A 16,140-nucleotide genomic window follows, 5' to 3' on the forward strand; every position below is an offset into this window, starting at 1 on the left:
AGGACACCCCATGGCCAACCCCCTGCGCAAGACGATGGTCTACCTGGGCCTCGCCGACGAAGAGCTCGAGTACGACGAGCAGGAGCAGCGGCAGCAGCCGGCCCAGGCCGCCCAGCCCGCTCCCCGCCAGACGGCTCCCGCGCCCCACGCCTCCCCGGTGGCCCCCGTCCCCGCCCCGGCTCCCGCCCCTGCCGCGACCCGCGCCCCCGTGACGCCCCTGCGTCGCAGCTCGACCTCGACCTCGACCTCGAAGAACCCGGTGCCCCACGACATGAACGAGATCCTCACCGTCCACCCCCGCGAGTACAAGGACGCCCAGGCGATCGCCGAGAGCTTCCGCGACGGCATCCCCGTCATCATCAACCTCTCGCAGATGACCGAGGCCGACGCGCGTCGACTGGTCGACTTCGCCAGCGGACTCTCCCAGGGCCTGTTCGGCAAGATCGAGCGCGTGACGAACAAGGTCTTCCTGCTGTCGCCCGCCCACATCGCCGTGAGCGGCGAGCAGGCCGAGGTAGAGTCCGACATCGAGGCGTCTTTCTTCTCGCAGTCCTGACCGGCGGCGTCCCGACGCCCCGACTCCTCTCCGTGGCCCGTCCACGCCGACCAGTGTGAGCTGATGACACCCCGATGACGTCCCTGATCGCCGCGATCGCCTACTACGCGCTGCTGCTCTTCTTCCTGCTGATGTGGGGACGGTTCGTCCTCGACCTGGCCCAGTCGTTCAGCCGGGGGTGGCGGCCGCGGGGTCCCGTCCTCGTGCTCGCCGAGATCGCCTACACGGTCACGGACCCTCCCATCAAGGCCGTGCGCCGCGTCCTCCCGCCCGTGCGGCTGGGGTCCGTGGCCCTCGACTTCGGGTGGAGCGTCATCATGCTCGCCGTCGTCATCCTGATGGGCGTCGCGAGCCGACTCAGCTGAGGGCGAGCCGCTGGCCTCTCCGCACGCGCCGACAGGCTAGGCTGGTGCGAGGGCGTCCGCGCCCTTGCTGCCCCTCGGGGCCAGCGTTCGCTACGGTGTAGTCGAACGACACAGACCACGATCATGAGATCCCACAGATTCACGAGGTGACGGCAATGGCTTTGACGCCTGAAGACGTAGTCAACAAGCGGTTCCAGCCGACGAAGTTCCGCGAGGGCTACGACCAGGACGAGGTCGACGACTTCCTCGACGAGGTCGTCGCCGAGCTGCGACGACTCGGCCAGGAGAACGACGAGCTGCGTCAGCGGCTGACGGCCGCCGAGTCGCAGGGCGGCCAGTCCGTGCCCGCACCGGTCGAGTCCGCCGCGCCGGTCGCCGCGTCCGAGGCGGCTCCCGCCTCTGCTCCGGCACCCGTGTCGGCCCAGGCCCCGGCCTCGGTGCCCGCACCGGCGTCGGTGCCCGCGCCCGTCGAGTCGACCCCCGAGCCCGAGCCCGAGGTCGCCCCCGAGCCCGTCGCCGCGGCGGCCGTCACGCCGGTCCCGGCCTACGCCGGCCCCAGCGCCGACGACACCGAGAGCACGAACAGCCTGCTGCAGCTCGCCCGTCGCCTCCACGAGGAGCACGTCCGCGAGGGCGTCGAGAAGCGCGACGCGCTGATCGCCGAGGGGCAGTCCACGTCGGCCCGCCTCGTCGCCGAGGCCGAGGCCAAGCAGCGCGACGTCGTCGCCGAGGCCGAGGCTCGCTCGCGTGAGGTCGTGGCCGAGGCCGAGACCAAGCGCCGCGAGGTCCTCGAGCAGCTGGCCACGGAGCGCACGGGCCTGGAGCGTCGCATCGACGACCTCCGCACCTTCGAGCGCGACTACCGCCAGAAGCTCAAGGGCTACATCGAGGGCCAGCTCAGCGACCTCGAGGCCGAGTCCGGCGAGCAGCAGCCCGCGAGCGGCTTCGCACCGGCCAGCGCCCAGGGCTTCGGCTCCAACTAAGGTCTTGGCGCAGAGCACTCCTCCGACGAAGGTCAGCGTCCGCATCATCGCGGCGCTGGCCTTCGTCGCTGTCGCGGCCTACCTGCTCGACCAGGTCACGAAGCACCTCGTGACCTCCCGGCTCGTCGAGGGCGACAGCGTCGACGTGCTGGGCGAGTTCTTCCAGCTGCACTTCGTCCGCAACCCGGGGGCGGCGTTCTCGCTCGCCAGCGGCACGACCTGGATCTTCTCCATCGCGGCGTCCGCCGTCGTGGTGGCCATCGTCGTGTTCGCTCGCCGCATCCGGTCGAGGGCCTGGGCGGTCATGCTCGGCATGCTGCTCGGCGGCACGCTGGGCAACCTGACCGACCGTCTCGTGCGAGAGCCGTCCTTCGGCCAGGGCCACGTCGTCGACTTCCTCTACTTCCCGTCGCTCCTGCCGGCCATCTTCAACGTGGCCGACATCTTCATCGTCTCGAGCATGGGCCTGCTCCTGCTGCTGACGCTGCTCGGGGTCAACCTCGACGGGACCCGGGGCGCCAAGGCCGAGCCCGAGCGCGGCGAGGTGCCGGCACGCGAGGCCGAGGGCACGGACGCGACCGCGCCCGCGACCGGGACGACGCCTCCTGCGGCCCCGACCGTGCCCCCGGCGACACGACAGGAACGACCGTGACCGAGAACCGGCAGCTGCCCGTCCCCGACGGGCTCGCGGGCGAGCGCGTCGACGCCGCCCTCGCCAAGCTCCTCGGCTTCAGCCGCACCTTCGCCGCCGAGGTCGCCGCCTCCGGGGGAGTCACGGTCGACTCCCGCACGGTGGGCAAGTCCGACCGGCTCGAGGCCGGCGCCTGGCTCGACGTCACCTGGTCGCCCCGTGAGGCCCCGACGGTCGTCGCCCGTGACGTCCCCGGGCTCGGCATCGTGCACGACGACGACGAGATCATCGTGGTCGACAAGCCCGTCGGCGTCGCGGCCCACCCCTCTGTCGGCTGGACCGGCCCGACCGTGCTCGGCGGCCTCGCCGCCGCCGGCTTCCAGGTCGCGACCTCGGGCGCGGCGGAGCGCGCCGGCATCGTGCACCGCCTCGACGTGGGCACGAGCGGCCTCATGGTCGTCGCGAAGACCGAGCGCGCCTACTCCCAGCTCAAGGACGCCTTCCGTGAGCGCACGGTCGAGAAGATCTACAACGCCGTCGTGCAGGGCCACCCCGACCCCCTGACCGGGACGATCGACGCGCCCATCGGCAGGCACCCCTCGTCCGACTGGAAGTTCGCGGTCGTCGTCGACGGCAAGCCGTCGGTCACGCACTACGAGACGGTCGAGGCGTTCCGCTCCGCGTCGCTGCTCGAGATCCACCTCGAGACGGGCCGCACCCACCAGATCCGCGTGCACATGGCCGCACAGCGCCACCCGTGCGTGGGCGACGCGACGTACGGCGCCGACCCGACCCTGTCGGCGACGCTCGGCCTCGGGCGGCAGTGGCTGCACGCCGTCCAGCTCGGGTTCCGCCACCCCGGGACGGGCGAGCCGGTCGTCTACCGCTCCTCGTACCCGGACGACCTGCAGCACGCTCTCGATGTCCTCCGTGCCGGTTAGGCTGTTCCCCTACTCCTGAACCACCACCAGACGAGGAGCCGCGTGGCCTCGAAAGATTCCTTCGTCCACCTGCACGTCCACAGCGAGTACTCGATGCTCGACGGGGCGGCGCGCGTCAAGCCGCTGATCGCCGAGGCCGCCGCCCAGGGCATGCCCGCCGTCGCGGTCACCGACCACGGCAACGTCTTCGGCGCCTACGACTTCTGGAAGACCGCGACCGACGCGGGGGTCAAGCCGATCATCGGCACCGAGGCGTACGTCACGCCGGGCACCCACCGTGGCGACAAGACCCGTGTCCGCTGGGGCGACGGTGGCCGGGACGACGTGTCGGGCGCCGGCGCGTACACGCACATGACGCTGCTCTCGCAGAGCACGGCGGGCATGCACAACCTCTTCCGGCTCTCGTCGCGGGCGTCGCTCGAGGGCTACTACTTCAAGCCCCGGATGGACCGCGAGCTGCTGTCGCAGTACTCCGACGGCCTCATCGCCACGACGGGCTGCCCGAGCGGCGAGGTCCAGACGCGGCTGCGGCTGGGCCAGTACGACGAGGCGGTCAAGGCCGCCGCCGACTTCCGCGACATCTTCGGCGCCGAGAACTACTTCGCCGAGATCATGGACCACGGCCTGGGCATCGAGCGGCAGATCATGGGCGACCTGCTCCGCCTCGCGAAGGACCTCGGCCTGCCGCTCGTCGCGACGAACGACCTGCACTACACGCACGAGCACGACGCCACGAGCCACGCGGCCCTCCTCTGCGTCCAGTCGGGCTCGACGCTGAACGACCCGAACCGCTTCAAGTTCGACGCCGACGAGTTCTACCTCAAGTCGGCCCAGCAGATGCGCCACCTGTTCCGCGACCACCCCGAGGCCTGCGACAACACGCTCCTCATCGCCGAGCGCTGCGACGTGCAGTTCAACACCTCCGCCAACTACATGCCGCGCTACCCCGTGCCCGAGGGCGAGACGGAGGAGACGTGGTTCATCAAAGAGGTCGAGAAGGGCCTCGTCTACCGCTACCCGGCAGGCATCCCCGACGACGTGCGCAAGCAGGCCGAGTACGAGATCGGCGTCATCACCGGGATGGGCTTCCCGGGGTACTTCCTCGTCGTCGCCGACTTCATCAACTGGTCGAAGGAGAACGGCATCCGCGTCGGGCCGGGGCGTGGCTCGGGCGCCGGGTCGATGGCCGCCTACGCGATGCGCATCACCGACCTCGACCCGCTCCGGCACGGCCTCATCTTCGAGCGCTTCCTCAACCCCGACCGCGTCTCCATGCCCGACTTCGACGTCGACTTCGACGACCGTCGTCGCGGCGAGGTCATCCAGTACGTCACCGAGAAGTACGGCGACGAGCGCGTCGCCCAGATCGTCACGTACGGCACCATCAAGGCCAAGCAGGCCCTGAAGGACAGCAGCCGGGTGCTCGGGTTCCCCTTCGGCATGGGCGAGAAGCTCACGAAGGCGATGCCGCCCGCCGTCATGGGCAAGGACATCCCGCTGACGGGCATCTTCGACAAGTCGCACGAGCGCTACAAGGAGGCCGGCGACATCCGCACGGTGGTCGAGACCGACCCGGAGGCCAAGACGGTCTTCGACACGGCGCTGGGCCTCGAGGGGCTGAAGCGCCAGTGGGGAGTGCACGCCGCCGGCGTGATCATGTCGAGCGACCCCCTGATCGACATCATCCCGATCATGAAGCGCGAACAGGACGGCCAGATCGTCACGCAGTTCGACTACCCGGCCTGCGAGTCCCTCGGCCTCATCAAGATGGACTTCCTGGGGCTCCGCAACCTCACGATCATCAACGACGCCCTCGACAACATCCGTACGAACCGCGGCTTCGACCTCGTCCTCGAAGACCTCGAGCTCGACGACCGGGCGGCGTACGAGCTGCTCGGCCGCGGCGACACCCTGGGCGTGTTCCAGCTCGACGGCGGGCCCATGCGCGGGCTGCTGCGGCTGATGAAGCCCGACAACTTCGAGGACATCTCCGCCGTCATCGCCCTGTACCGCCCGGGGCCCATGGGCGCCAACTCGCACACCAACTACGCGCTGCGCAAGAACGGCGCCCAAGAGATCACGCCGATCCACCCCGAGCTCGAAGAGCCCCTGAAGGAGATCCTCTCCACCAGCTACGGCCTGATCATCTACCAGGAGCAGGTCATGGCCATCGCGCAGAAGGTCGCGGGCTTCTCGCTCGGCCAGGCCGACATCCTGCGGCGGGCGATGGGCAAGAAGAAGAAGTCCGAGCTCGACAAGCAGTACGCGGGCTTCGAGCAGGGCATGTTCGACAACGGCTTCTCGGCCGACGCCGTCAAGATGCTCTGGGACATCTTGCTCCCGTTCTCGGACTACGCCTTCAACAAAGCGCACTCCGCGGCGTACGGCGTGGTCTCGTACTGGACGGCCTACCTCAAGGCCCACTACCCGGCCGAGTACATGGCCGCCCTGCTCACCAGCACGGGCGACTCGCGCGACAAGCTCGGCCTGTACCTCAACGAGTGCCGACGCATGGGCATCACGGTCCTGCCGCCCGACGTGAACGAGTCCATCGGGTTCTTCGCGGCCGTCGGCGACGACATCCGGTTCGGCATGGGCGCGGTGCGCAACGTCGGCTTCAACGTCGTCGACCACGTCATCGCGGCCCGTCAGAAGGAGGGCGCGTTCACCTCGTTCCACGACTTCCTCCGCAAGGTGCCCCTGCCGGTGGCGAACAAGCGCACCGTCGAGTCGCTCGTCAAGGCCGGCGCCTTCGACAGCATGGGATCGACCCGCCGGGCCCTGGTCGAGGTGCACGAGTCGGCGGTCGAGGCGGCCGTGAACGAGAAGCGGGCCGAGGCGAACGGTCAGGTCGGCTTCGACTTCGACTCGCTCTGGGACGAGCCCCAGGACGTCCAGCACGTGCCCGAACGGCCCGAGTGGTCGAAGCGCGACAAGCTGGCCTTCGAGCGCGACATGCTCGGCCTCTACGTGAGCGACCACCCGCTGGCCGGGCTCGAGCTGCCGCTGGCCAAGCACGCCAGCACGACCGTGACCGACATCCTCTCGAGCGAGCCGTCGACCATCGACGGCGAGACCGTGACCATCGCCGGGCTCATCACGAGCGTCCAGCACCGGGTCGCCCGCAACTCGGGCAACCCGTACGGCATCGTGACGGTCGAGGACTTCGGGGGAGAGATCTCGGCGATGTTCCTCGGCAAGACCTACCAGGAGTTCGGGCCCTCGCTCGTCGGCGACTCGATCATCGTGCTCAAGGGCCGGGTCAGCGTGCGCGACGACGGCATGAACATGCACGCCGCCAGCATGTTCATGCCCGACCTCGGCGTGGGCGCCTCCCATGGCCCCCTCGTGCTGCAGATCCCCGAGCACCGCGCCACGACGGACACCGTCACCGAGCTGGCGGCCGTGCTTGGCCGGCACTCGGGCGGCACCGAGGTGCGCCTGCGCCTCGTCAAGGGCGCCGCGGCCCGCATGTTCGAGATCCCCATGCCGGTCGACGTGACGGCCGACCTCTACGGCGAGCTGAAGAGCCTGCTCGGTCCCGGCTGCCTGGTCTGAGACGGGTGCCCGACGGACCTCGGTCCGTCGGGCCCCGCGTCAGCCCCGCCGCGGCGCTGCCGGCGCGCTGCCGGAAGGTCGTCCGATCAGGCGTCGAGGTGGACGGGCCGCAGCCAGCGGCGGTCGTGGTAGAGCAGGGCGTCGTCGTCGGCCCCCACGCCGCCCTCCTCGATCTGGACGACGACCACGGCGTTGCCGTGCACGTGCACCCGCTCGACGATCCGGCCGGTCATCCAGGCGGTCACGTCGTGCAGCAGCGGCAGCCCGTGCGGCCCCTCGCTCCAGTGGTCCCCGGCGAAGCGCTCGGCGGCGGGTCCGGCCATGCGCTGGGCGAGCCCCTTGTTGCGCAGGCCGAGCAGGTGCACGACGACGCGGTCCGTCTCCTCGACGGCCCGCCACGAGCTGGCCGTCCGGGCCATGTTGAAGGTCGCGAGCGGCGGCACGGCGGCGAGTGAGGCCAAGGAGGTGGCGGTGAAGCCGACGGGCGCGCCGTCGGAGTCCCGGGCGGTCACGATCGCCACCCCCGCCGCGTGGCGGCGGAAGCCGGCCTTGAAGGCGGCGAGGTCGGCGGGGTCGGGCTGGGCTGCTGGTGCGGTGGTGTCGGGCATGACGGGTGGGCGCCTCCTGTGCTCTGCTGCCGGGGGCGCGACCGCGTCCGGGCCGACGTGGCTCGGGCTAGGCTCGACAGGCCATGATCCAGACCACAGACCTCCGGGGCCTCAAGCCTACCCACGCCGACCTGCTGGGCCTCGTGCCCCGGTCGCACGTCGACGTCGCCGCGGCGACCGGCGCCGCCGCGCAGATCGTCCAGGCGGTGCGCGAACGCGGCGCCGACGCCCTCCGTGACCAGGCCGAGCGCTTCGACGGCGTCCGCACCGACGTGTTCCGGGTCGAGGCCGCGGCCATCGCCCGCGCCGTCGACGAGCTCGACCCCCTCGTCAAGGAGGCGCTGGTCGAGTCGATCGCTCGGGTCACCGAGGCCAGCCGGGCCCAGGTCCCCGCCGGCTCGGTGACGGTGCCCGCACCGGGCGCGCGCATCGAGCAGCGCTGGCAGCCCGTGGCGCGGGCCGGCGTCTACGTGCCCGGCGGCAAGGCCGTCTACCCCTCGAGCGTCGTGATGAACGTCGTCCCGGCCCTCGTCGCCGGTGTGGACTCGGTGGCGCTCGTGTCGCCGGGGCAGCGCGACTTCGGCGGTGCCGTGCACCCCGTCATCCTCGGGGCCGCCGGTCTGCTCGGCATCGACGAGGTCTACGTGATGGGCGGGGCCGGCGCCGTCGCCGCCCTGGCCTACGGCGTGCCCGAGATCGGGCTCGATCCCGTCCAGGTCATCACGGGGCCGGGCAACAACTACGTCGCGGCCGCCAAGCAGCTGGTGCGCGGGCGGGTCAGCATCGACGCCGTCGCGGGCGCCACCGAGATCCTCGTCATCGCCGACGACTCGGCCGACCCGACGCTCGTGGCCGTCGACCTCATCAGCCAGGCGGAGCACGACGAGGAGGCGGCCGCCGTCCTCGTGACGACGTCGGCCGAGCTGGCCGACCGGGTCCGGGACGAGCTCGTCCGGCTCGTGCCGCGGACGCTCAGCGCCCAGCGCGTCCAGACCGCGCTCGACGGCCGCCAGTCGGCTCTCGTCCTGGTCGACGACCTCACCGCGGCGATCGACTTCAGCAACGCGTACGGGCCCGAGCACCTCGAGATCCAGACCCGCGACGACGACGCCGTGCTGGCGGGCATCACGAGCGCCGGCGCGGTCTTCGTCGGCCCCAGCACCCCGGTCAGCCTGGGCGACTACCTCGCGGGGTCGAACCACGTGCTGCCCACGGGCGGCCAGTCCCGGTTCTCGTCGGGTCTCGGCGCCTACACGTTCCTTCGCCCCCAGCAGATCGTCCGCTACGAGCACGACGCGCTGGCCGAGGTCGCCGACCGGCTCGTCGCCCTGTCCCGGGCCGAGCTGCTCCCGGCGCACGGCGAGGCCGTCGCGGCGCGGCTGCAGGCGCCCTGAGGCGTGGCCCCGGCCGCGCCTGTGGAACGGGCGCGGCGACGATGCGCCTGACGTCGGGCGACCGGGTGCCGCACGGGCTCCCAGTACGCTGAGGGCACCATGTTCTGTCCTTTCTGTCGTCACCCCGATTCCCGCGTCGTCGACTCCCGCACGAGCGACGACGGCACGTCGATCCGCCGGCGGCGCCAGTGCCCGAACTGCGGTCGCCGCTTCAGCACGACCGAGACGGCGAGCCTCAACGTCGTCAAGCGCAACGGGGTGCTCGAGCCCTTCAGCCGCGAGAAGATCATCTCGGGGGTGCGCAAGGCCTGCCAGGGCCGGCCCGTCACCGACGGCGACCTGGCCGTCCTCGCCCAGCGGGTCGAGGAGGCGGTGCGGGCGTCGGGCACCTCCCAGATCGAGGCCAACGACATCGGGCTGGCCATCCTGCCACCGCTCCGTGAGCTCGACGAGGTCGCCTACCTACGCTTCGCCAGCGTGTACCAGGCCTTCGACTCCCTCGAGGACTTCGAGGCGTCGATCACGCAGCTCCGCGACGAGCACCGCGACCGCGTCCGCACCCCGCGATCGGCCGACGAATGAGGTCGGCCTACCGCCTGCTCTTCGACCTGGTGCTGTCGAAGATGGACCCGGAGGACGCCCACCACCTCGCCTTCCGGGTCATCCGGGCCGTCCCGCGCCTCGGGCTCGCGCCCCTCGCCCGTCGTCTCACCGGGCCGCACCCGTCGCTCGCCGTCGAGGCCCTCGGCCTCCGGTTCCCGTCGCCCTTCGGCGTCGCGGCGGGCTTCGACAAGGACGCGCGGGGCATCGCCGGCCTCGGCGCGCTCGGCTTCGGCCACGTCGAGGTGGGCACCGTCACGGCCAGGCCCCAGCCCGGCAACGAGCGGCCCCGGCTGTTCCGCCTCGTCCCCGACCTCGCGGTCGTGAACCGGATGGGCTTCAACAACGGAGGCGCGGCCAGCGCGGGTGCCGAGCTCCGGCTCGCCCGACGTGCCCCCGTCCGCCCGGTGATCGGCGTCAACATCGGCAAGAGCCGTGTGGTCGAGGTCGACGACGCGGTCGAGGACTACCTCGTGAGCACCCGCCTGCTCGCCCCGCTCGCCGACTACCTCGCCGTCAACGTGAGCTCGCCGAACACCCCCGGGCTCCGCGGCCTGCAGGAGCTCGACAAGCTCGCGCCCCTGCTGCGGGCCGTCCACGGCGCCGCGGGCGACACCCCCGTGCTGGTCAAGATCGCTCCCGACCTCGACGACGAGGGCATCCGGCACATCGCCGAGCTGGTCACCGAGATCGGTCTCGGCGGCGTCGTCGCCACGAACACGACGCTCTCCCGCGCAGGGCTGCGCACGCCGTCGGCCACGGTCGAGGCGGCCGGGGCCGGGGGGCTCTCGGGAGCCCCCCTCGCGGCTCGGTCCCTCGAGGTGCTCCGCGTGCTGCGCGAGGTGCTGCCGGCCGAGACCTGCGTGGTGTCCGTCGGGGGAGTGACGACGGCGGCAGACGTGCAGGCCCGGCTCGACGCCGGGGCCACGCTCGTGCAGGGCTACACGGCGTTCCTCTACGAGGGGCCGCTCTGGGCACGCCAGGTCAACCGGGGGCTGCGCGCGCTGCGTCGGTCCTGACCCGGACCGGCCGTGCGGGGGACCGCCGGCACGACGAAGCCCCCGACCGGTCGGTCGGGGGCTTCGTCGTGCGTGCGTCGAGACCGCGCGGCAGGACCGGGCGGCGGTGCCGGGTCAGAGGACGGGGAACTCGCGTCGCCGGACCTGCGGCTTGGGCAGTCGCATGGGCTTCATCTGCATGGCCCGCATGGCGGTGTACCAGCGGTTGCCCTTCTGCAGCCCCTCGTCGCCGAACTTCGCGCGCAGCTGCGACGAGACCCGCTGGCCGGCGAGCAGGCAGTCGGCCACGGCGAGGATGAAGAAGCCCCAGAGCACGAACAGCGTCGTGGTCTGGACGGCGACGTTCTGCACGATGCTCATGACGATGACGAGCACCATGACGGGGATCATCGCCTCGCCGACGCTGTACCGAGCGTCGACGTAGTCGCGGATGAACTTGCGCTGCACGCCCTTGTCGCGCTCGGGGAGGAACTTCTCCTCGCCGTTCGCGAGGCCGACGCGCTGGCGTTCGCGCTGCTCGGCGAGACGGGCCCGCTGGGCCTTCTGCGCCTCCTTGCCGGTCGCCACGAGGGGCCGCTGGTTGGCGGCCTCACGCTCTCGCCGGGTCGGCGTGGGCCGGCCCTTGCCGGTCGTCGTCGACTCGACGTCGTCGACGGTCGTCGTGGTGATCTTGTCGGGTGCCTTGGCCACAGGGAAGTCCTCGGGGTTGAACGAGTTCCTAAGATTACCTGCATGACCGACTCGCAGCACCCCGTGACCCCGACCGACCCTCGTACTGTCAGCGAACTCGCGGAGGCCGTGCAGGGCGGCTTCCCCGCCGCTGTGGCCGACCTCGGCGGGCTCGTCCGCATCCCCTCCGTCTCGTGGGACGCGTTCGACCCGGCCCACGTGGCGACGAGCGCCGAGGCCGTCGCCGAGCTGGTCCGCGGCACCGGCCTCTTCGAGACGGTGCAGGTGAGCCGGGCGCCGATCGGCGACACCGGCCACCTCGGCCAGCCGGCGGTCCTGGCCCGCCGCCCCGCCCGCGACGGCAAGCCCACCGTGCTGCTCTACGCCCACCACGACGTCCAGCCGCAGGGCGACGACGCCGACTGGGACTCGCCTCCCTTCGAGCCCACCGTCAAGGGCGACCGGCTCTACGGCCGCGGCGCCTCCGACGACAAGGCGGGCGTGATGACGCACGTCGCGGCCCTGCGAGCCGTGCGCCAGGTGCTGGGCGACGACCTCGGCGTCGGCGTGGCCGTCTTCATCGAGGGGGAGGAGGAGTTCGGCTCCCGCTCGTTCGCCGACTTCCTGCGCCAGCACCGCGACGACCTCGCGGCCGACGTCATCGTCGTGGCCGACTCGGGCAACTGGAGCACGACCGTCCCGGCGATCACGGTGGGCCTCCGGGGGAACGTGACCTTCCGCCTCACGGTCCGCACGCTCGCGCACGCGTCCCACTCGGGCATGGTCGGCGGGGCCGTGCCCGACGCGATGCTCGCGATGGTGAAGCTGCTCGCCACGCTGCACGACGACGCCGGCAGCGTCGCCGTCGCCGGTCTCCGCCGTCGCGAGGCCGAGCACCCCGAGCAGACGGAGCAGCAGCTGCGCGACGAGGCGGGCCTGCTCGAGGGCGTCACGCCGATCGGCACCGGGCCGCTCCTGAGCCGGGTGTGGTCGCAGCCGTCCATCACGGTCACCGGCATCGACGCGCCGAGCGTCGCGAACGCCTCCAACACGCTCGCGCCCGAGGTGTCGGTGCGGATCAGCGCGCGCATCGCCCCCGGCCAGGCCGCCTCCGAGGCCTACGAGGCCATCGAGGCGCACCTCCGCGGCCACGCGCCCTTCGGCGCGCACGTCGAGATCGACGACGTCGACCAGGGCGACCCGTTCCTCGTCGACACCTCCGGCTGGGCGATCGCCGAGGCCACCACGGCCATGACCGAGGCCTGGGGCGAGGCGCCGCTGCAGACCGGCATCGGCGGGTCGATCCCGTTCATCGCCGACCTCGTCGGCACGTTCCCCGAGGCCCAGATCCTGGTCACGGGCGTCGAGGACCCCGACACCCGGGCCCACAGCCCGAACGAGTCCCAGCACCTGGGCGTGCTGCACCGCGCCGTGCTCAGCGAGGCGATCCTCATCGCCCGTCTCGACGCTCGGGGCTGAGGCCGCCCCGTCGACGGCGCACGTCGACGCCCCCAGGAACAAAACCGGGGGAGGGCTGCTTACACTGGACGACGACGCGTGCCCCTGCGCACCGACCCGAGGAGGTTCCATGACCGACACCGCGATCCCCGCCGTCGAGACGGCCGCCGGCGACACGACGACCGCCCACGGCGTCACGCTCACCGACACGGCAGCCGACAAGGTGAAGAGCCTCCTGACCCAGGAGGGGCGCGACGACCTCCGCCTGCGGGTCGCCGTCCAGCCCGGCGGCTGCTCGGGCCTCATCTACCAGCTGTACTTCGACGAGCGCCTGCTCGAGAACGACGCGACCGTCGACTTCGACGGCGTCGAGGTCGTCGTCGACAAGATGAGCGTCCCGTACCTCGACGGCGCGGCCATCGACTTCGAGGACACCATCCAGAAGCAGGGCTTCACCATCGACAACCCGAACGCCCAGGGCAGCTGCGCCTGCGGCGACAGCTTCCACTGAGCCGGGAGGCGCGACGCGCCTCCGCAGACCACCACGAGAGGGACCGCCGTGAGGCGGTCCCTCTCGTGCGTCCAGGTGCCTCGTGCTCGAACGACTCGGCGACGTCCGGTGCAGAGGCCCGGTCAACCTGCGAGTAGGCTAGGGAAGTCCCGTCCTAGACTGGGAAGACCCCCTAGCTGTCGTGTCATCCGAGAGGTAACAGTGCGTTCTAACCGCCGTCTTCGTTGGGCCGCCATCCCCGTGGCCGCCGTCATGGCCCTCGTCCTCGCGGGATGTACCCCCGAGCAGCTCCAAGGCTTCCTGCCCACCACCGCGGGCACCACGAACCACGTCGACAGCATCATCGGCCTCTGGGTCACGTCGTGGATCGTCCTGTTGATCGTGGGCGTCATCGTCTGGGGCCTCGTCATCTGGACCTGCATCGCCTACCGCCGACGCAAGGGCCAGACCGGCCTGCCCGTCCAGCTGCGCTACAACATGCCGATCGAGATCTTCTACACGGTCGTGCCGCTGATCCTCGTGCTCGGCTTCTTCGCCTTCACCGCCCGTGACCAGGCCGCCATCGAAGAGCCCACGGCGAACCCCGACGTGAAGATCGACGTCTACGCCAAGCGCTGGGCCTGGGACTTCAACTACATCGACCAGCAGCACGAAGACGACAGCGTCTACTACCAGGGCATCCAGGCCCAGGAGCTGCCCGACGGCGAGGTCGACCAGGACCAGCTCCCGGTGCTGTACCTGCCCGTCGGCAAGACCGTGCAGATCGACCTCAAGTCGCGCGACGTCGCGCACTCCTTCTGGATCGTCGACTTCCTCTACAAGAAGGACACGATCCCCGGCAAGACGAACTTCATGTACTTCACGCCCGAGAAAGAGGGCACGTTCACGGGCAAGTGCGCCGAGCTCTGCGGCGAGTACCACTCCCTGATGCTGTTCAACGTCAAGGTCGTGTCCGAGGGCGAGTACGAGGACTACCTCGCGACGCTCGCTGACGAGGGCAACACCGGCCTCCTCGGCGACCAGTACAACACCAACACCAACCAGCCGAACAACGAGGCGCCCGTCGCCGCCGGTTCGGACGAGAAGTAAAGGCACGGGTTCGATGACAGCCACCGCCACCCGCCCCACCACAGGCGGAACGTCCTCAGGTCAGAACTTCGGCGCCTCGAAGGTCGGCCGCAAGGGCAACATCGTCGTCACGTGGGCGACGTCGACCGACCACAAGACCATCGGGTACATGTACCTGATCGCGTCGTTCCTCTTCTTCTGCCTCGGCGGGGTCATGGCGCTGCTCATCCGCGCCCAGCTCTTCGCCCCCGGGCTCGAGATCGTGCAGACGAAAGAGCAGTACAACCAGCTCTTCACGATGCACGGCACGATCATGCTGCTCATGTTCGCGACGCCGCTCTTCTCGGGCTTCGCCAACGCCCTGATGCCGCTCCAGATCGGCGCCCCCGACGTCGCGTTCCCGCGCCTCAACGGCTTCGCGTTCTGGCTGTACCTCTTCGGCTCGCTCATCGCGGTGGCCGGCTTCCTCACCCCCCAGGGCGCCGCCTCCTTCGGCTGGTTCGCCTACGCGCCGCTGTCGGACACGACGTTCTCACCAGGGCTCGGCGGCAACTTGTGGGTCTTCGGACTCGGCATGACCGGGTTCAGCACGATCCTCGGCTCGGTGAACTTCATCACCACCATCGTGACGATGCGCGCCCCCGGCATGACGATGTGGCGCATGCCGATCTTCACCTGGAACACGCTGATCACCTCGATCCTCGTGATCATGGCGTTCCCCGTGCTGGCCGCGGCGCTCTTCGGCCTCGGGTTCGACCGGGTGTTCGACGCGCAGGTCTTCAACCCCGCCAACGGCGGCGCCATCCTCTGGCAGCACCTCTTCTGGTTCTTCGGCCACCCCGAGGTCTACATCATCGCCCTGCCGTTCTTCGGCATCGTGTCCGAGGTCTTCCCGGTCTTCAGCCGCAAGCCGATCTTCGGCTACAAGACACTCGTCTACGCGACGATCTCGATCGCCGCGCTCTCCGTCACCGTCTGGGCGCACCACATGTACGTGACGGGCTCGGTGCTGCTGCCGTTCTTCTCGCTCATGACGATGCTCATCGCGGTCCCCACCGGCGTGAAGATCTTCAACTGGATCGGCACGATGTGGCGTGGCTCGGTCACCTTCGAGACCCCCATGCTGTGGGCGATCGGGTTCCTGATCACCTTCACCTTCGGCGGGCTCACCGGTGTCATCCTCGCCTCCCCGCCGCTCGACTTCCACGTGTCCGACACGTACTTCGTCGTCGCGCACTTCCACTACGTGGTGTTCGGCACGGTCGTGTTCGCCATGTTCTCGGGCTTCTACTTCTGGTGGCCCAAATGGACGGGCAAGATGCTCAACGAGCGTCTCGGCAAGATCCATTTCTGGATGCTGTTCATCGGGTTCCACACGACGTTCCTCGTGCAGCACTGGCTCGGCGTCATGGGCATGCCCCGCCGCTACGCCACGTACCAGGCCGAGGACCACTTCACGTGGATGAACCAGCTCTCGACGATCGGCGCCATGCTGCTCGGCATCTCGATCCTGCCGTTCCTCTACAACGTCTACGTCACCGCGCGTCGTGCGCCCAAGGTCGAGGTCAACGACCCGTGGGGCTACTCCCGCTCGCTCGAGTGGGCGACCTCGTGCCCGCCGCCGCGTCACAACTTCACGTCCATCCCGCGCATCCGCTCGGAGTCGCCGGCGTTCGACCTCAACCACCCCGAGGCCGGCATCCCGGTCGGCATCGGACCGGTGAAGGACGCCCCCGAGGCCCCCACGTACGACGCATCCAGCAACGAGGTGAAGTAGTC

15 protein-coding genes are annotated in these 16,140 nt (G+C 70.4%); 13 read left to right on the forward strand and 2 right to left on the reverse strand.

What is annotated here, in order from left to right; translation table 11 throughout:
• The first annotated feature begins 10 nt into the window (after positions 1-10).
• The 6 genes from FHR78_RS00200 to dnaE all read left to right on the forward strand — a co-directional run bounded on the left by FHR78_RS00200 (position 11) and on the right by dnaE (position 7,034).
• Positions 11-556 carry a cell division protein SepF gene (locus FHR78_RS00200; protein WP_166758544.1) on the forward strand — a complete coding sequence of 182 codons (546 nt, stop codon included), beginning with the start codon at positions 11-13 and terminating at the stop codon, positions 554-556.
• A gap of 74 nt (positions 557-630) precedes the next feature.
• Positions 631-921 (forward strand): YggT family protein, encoded by a 291-nt coding sequence (locus FHR78_RS00205; protein WP_166758545.1) that lies wholly within the window; start codon positions 631-633, stop codon positions 919-921.
• Between the two features lie 155 nt (positions 922-1,076).
• The gene (locus tag FHR78_RS00210; RefSeq protein ID WP_166758546.1) at positions 1,077-1,904 is read left to right on the forward strand and encodes a DivIVA domain-containing protein; all 828 of its coding nucleotides are present in this window, start codon (positions 1,077-1,079) and stop codon (positions 1,902-1,904) included.
• A gap of 4 nt (positions 1,905-1,908) precedes the next feature.
• Positions 1,909-2,556 carry a signal peptidase II gene (lspA, locus tag FHR78_RS00215; RefSeq protein WP_208392729.1) on the forward strand — a complete coding sequence of 216 codons (648 nt, stop codon included), beginning with the start codon at positions 1,909-1,911 and terminating at the stop codon, positions 2,554-2,556.
• Positions 2,553-3,476 (forward strand): RluA family pseudouridine synthase, encoded by a 924-nt coding sequence (locus tag FHR78_RS00220; RefSeq protein WP_166758547.1) that lies wholly within the window; start codon positions 2,553-2,555, stop codon positions 3,474-3,476. Before lspA ends, FHR78_RS00220 begins: the two co-directional genes overlap by 4 nt.
• 42 nt (positions 3,477-3,518) lie before the next feature.
• The gene (gene dnaE / locus FHR78_RS00225; protein WP_166758548.1) at positions 3,519-7,034 is read left to right on the forward strand and encodes a DNA polymerase III subunit alpha; all 3,516 of its coding nucleotides are present in this window, start codon (positions 3,519-3,521) and stop codon (positions 7,032-7,034) included.
• 86 nt (positions 7,035-7,120) lie between these two features.
• Here dnaE and FHR78_RS00230 read toward each other — a convergent pair whose 3' ends face one another.
• The gene (locus tag FHR78_RS00230; RefSeq protein ID WP_166758549.1) at positions 7,121-7,642 is read right to left on the reverse strand and encodes a flavin reductase family protein; all 522 of its coding nucleotides are present in this window, start codon (positions 7,640-7,642) and stop codon (positions 7,121-7,123) included.
• Between the two features lie 83 nt (positions 7,643-7,725).
• On the opposite strand from FHR78_RS00230, the gene hisD reads away from it, so the two are divergent.
• The 3 genes from hisD to FHR78_RS00245 all read left to right on the forward strand — a co-directional run bounded on the left by hisD (position 7,726) and on the right by FHR78_RS00245 (position 10,655).
• Complete coding sequence (gene hisD, locus FHR78_RS00235) at positions 7,726-9,036, forward strand: histidinol dehydrogenase (RefSeq protein ID WP_166758550.1); 1,311 nt, start codon at positions 7,726-7,728, stop codon at positions 9,034-9,036.
• Between the two features lie 99 nt (positions 9,037-9,135).
• Positions 9,136-9,618, forward strand: coding sequence for a transcriptional regulator NrdR (gene nrdR, locus FHR78_RS00240; RefSeq protein ID WP_166758551.1), 483 nt, complete (start codon positions 9,136-9,138; stop codon positions 9,616-9,618).
• A complete protein-coding gene (locus tag FHR78_RS00245; protein ID WP_166758552.1) occupies positions 9,615-10,655 on the forward strand; it encodes a quinone-dependent dihydroorotate dehydrogenase in 1,041 nt (346 codons plus the stop codon). Before nrdR ends, FHR78_RS00245 begins: the two co-directional genes overlap by 4 nt.
• 114 nt (positions 10,656-10,769) lie before the next feature.
• On the opposite strand, the gene FHR78_RS00250 is transcribed toward FHR78_RS00245, so the two are convergent.
• On the reverse strand, positions 10,770-11,345 hold the full coding sequence (locus tag FHR78_RS00250; protein ID WP_347877977.1) for a DUF3043 domain-containing protein: 576 nt from the start codon (positions 11,343-11,345) through the stop codon (positions 10,770-10,772).
• Between the two features lie 42 nt (positions 11,346-11,387).
• On the opposite strand from FHR78_RS00250, the gene FHR78_RS00255 reads away from it, so the two are divergent.
• From FHR78_RS00255 to ctaD, 4 genes are all read left to right on the forward strand, one after another.
• Positions 11,388-12,803, forward strand: a complete 1,416-nt coding sequence (locus tag FHR78_RS00255) for a dipeptidase (protein WP_166758553.1) — start codon at positions 11,388-11,390, stop codon at positions 12,801-12,803.
• Between the two features lie 109 nt (positions 12,804-12,912).
• Positions 12,913-13,293 (forward strand): iron-sulfur cluster insertion protein ErpA, encoded by a 381-nt coding sequence (erpA, locus tag FHR78_RS00260; RefSeq protein WP_166758554.1) that lies wholly within the window; start codon positions 12,913-12,915, stop codon positions 13,291-13,293.
• A gap of 201 nt (positions 13,294-13,494) precedes the next feature.
• Positions 13,495-14,382 (forward strand): aa3-type cytochrome oxidase subunit II, encoded by an 888-nt coding sequence (gene ctaC, locus FHR78_RS00265; RefSeq protein WP_347877978.1) that lies wholly within the window; start codon positions 13,495-13,497, stop codon positions 14,380-14,382.
• Positions 14,383-14,395: 13 nt separating this feature from the next.
• Positions 14,396-16,138 carry an aa3-type cytochrome oxidase subunit I gene (gene ctaD / locus FHR78_RS00270; RefSeq protein WP_166758555.1) on the forward strand — a complete coding sequence of 581 codons (1,743 nt, stop codon included), beginning with the start codon at positions 14,396-14,398 and terminating at the stop codon, positions 16,136-16,138.
• Positions 16,139-16,140: the final 2 nt, after the last annotated feature.

Source organism: Frigoribacterium faeni, from assembly GCF_011761235.1.
Classification (GTDB): domain Bacteria; phylum Actinomycetota; class Actinomycetes; order Actinomycetales; family Microbacteriaceae; genus Frigoribacterium; species Frigoribacterium faeni_A.

Coding starts and splice junctions, on each gene's coding strand:
- FHR78_RS00200 (WP_166758544.1), top strand. CDS start 11: ATGGCCAACCCCCTGCGCAAGACGATGGTCTACCTGGGCCTCGCCGAC.
- FHR78_RS00205 (WP_166758545.1), top strand. CDS start 631: ATGACGTCCCTGATCGCCGCGATCGCCTACTACGCGCTGCTGCTCTTC.
- FHR78_RS00210 (WP_166758546.1), top strand. CDS start 1,077: ATGGCTTTGACGCCTGAAGACGTAGTCAACAAGCGGTTCCAGCCGACG.
- FHR78_RS00230 (WP_166758549.1), bottom strand. CDS start 7,642: ATGCCCGACACCACCGCACCAGCAGCCCAGCCCGACCCCGCCGACCTC.
- hisD (WP_166758550.1), top strand. CDS start 7,726: ATGATCCAGACCACAGACCTCCGGGGCCTCAAGCCTACCCACGCCGAC.
- nrdR (WP_166758551.1), top strand. CDS start 9,136: ATGTTCTGTCCTTTCTGTCGTCACCCCGATTCCCGCGTCGTCGACTCC.
- FHR78_RS00245 (WP_166758552.1), top strand. CDS start 9,615: ATGAGGTCGGCCTACCGCCTGCTCTTCGACCTGGTGCTGTCGAAGATG.
- FHR78_RS00255 (WP_166758553.1), top strand. CDS start 11,388: ATGACCGACTCGCAGCACCCCGTGACCCCGACCGACCCTCGTACTGTC.
- erpA (WP_166758554.1), top strand. CDS start 12,913: ATGACCGACACCGCGATCCCCGCCGTCGAGACGGCCGCCGGCGACACG.
- ctaD (WP_166758555.1), top strand. CDS start 14,396: ATGACAGCCACCGCCACCCGCCCCACCACAGGCGGAACGTCCTCAGGT.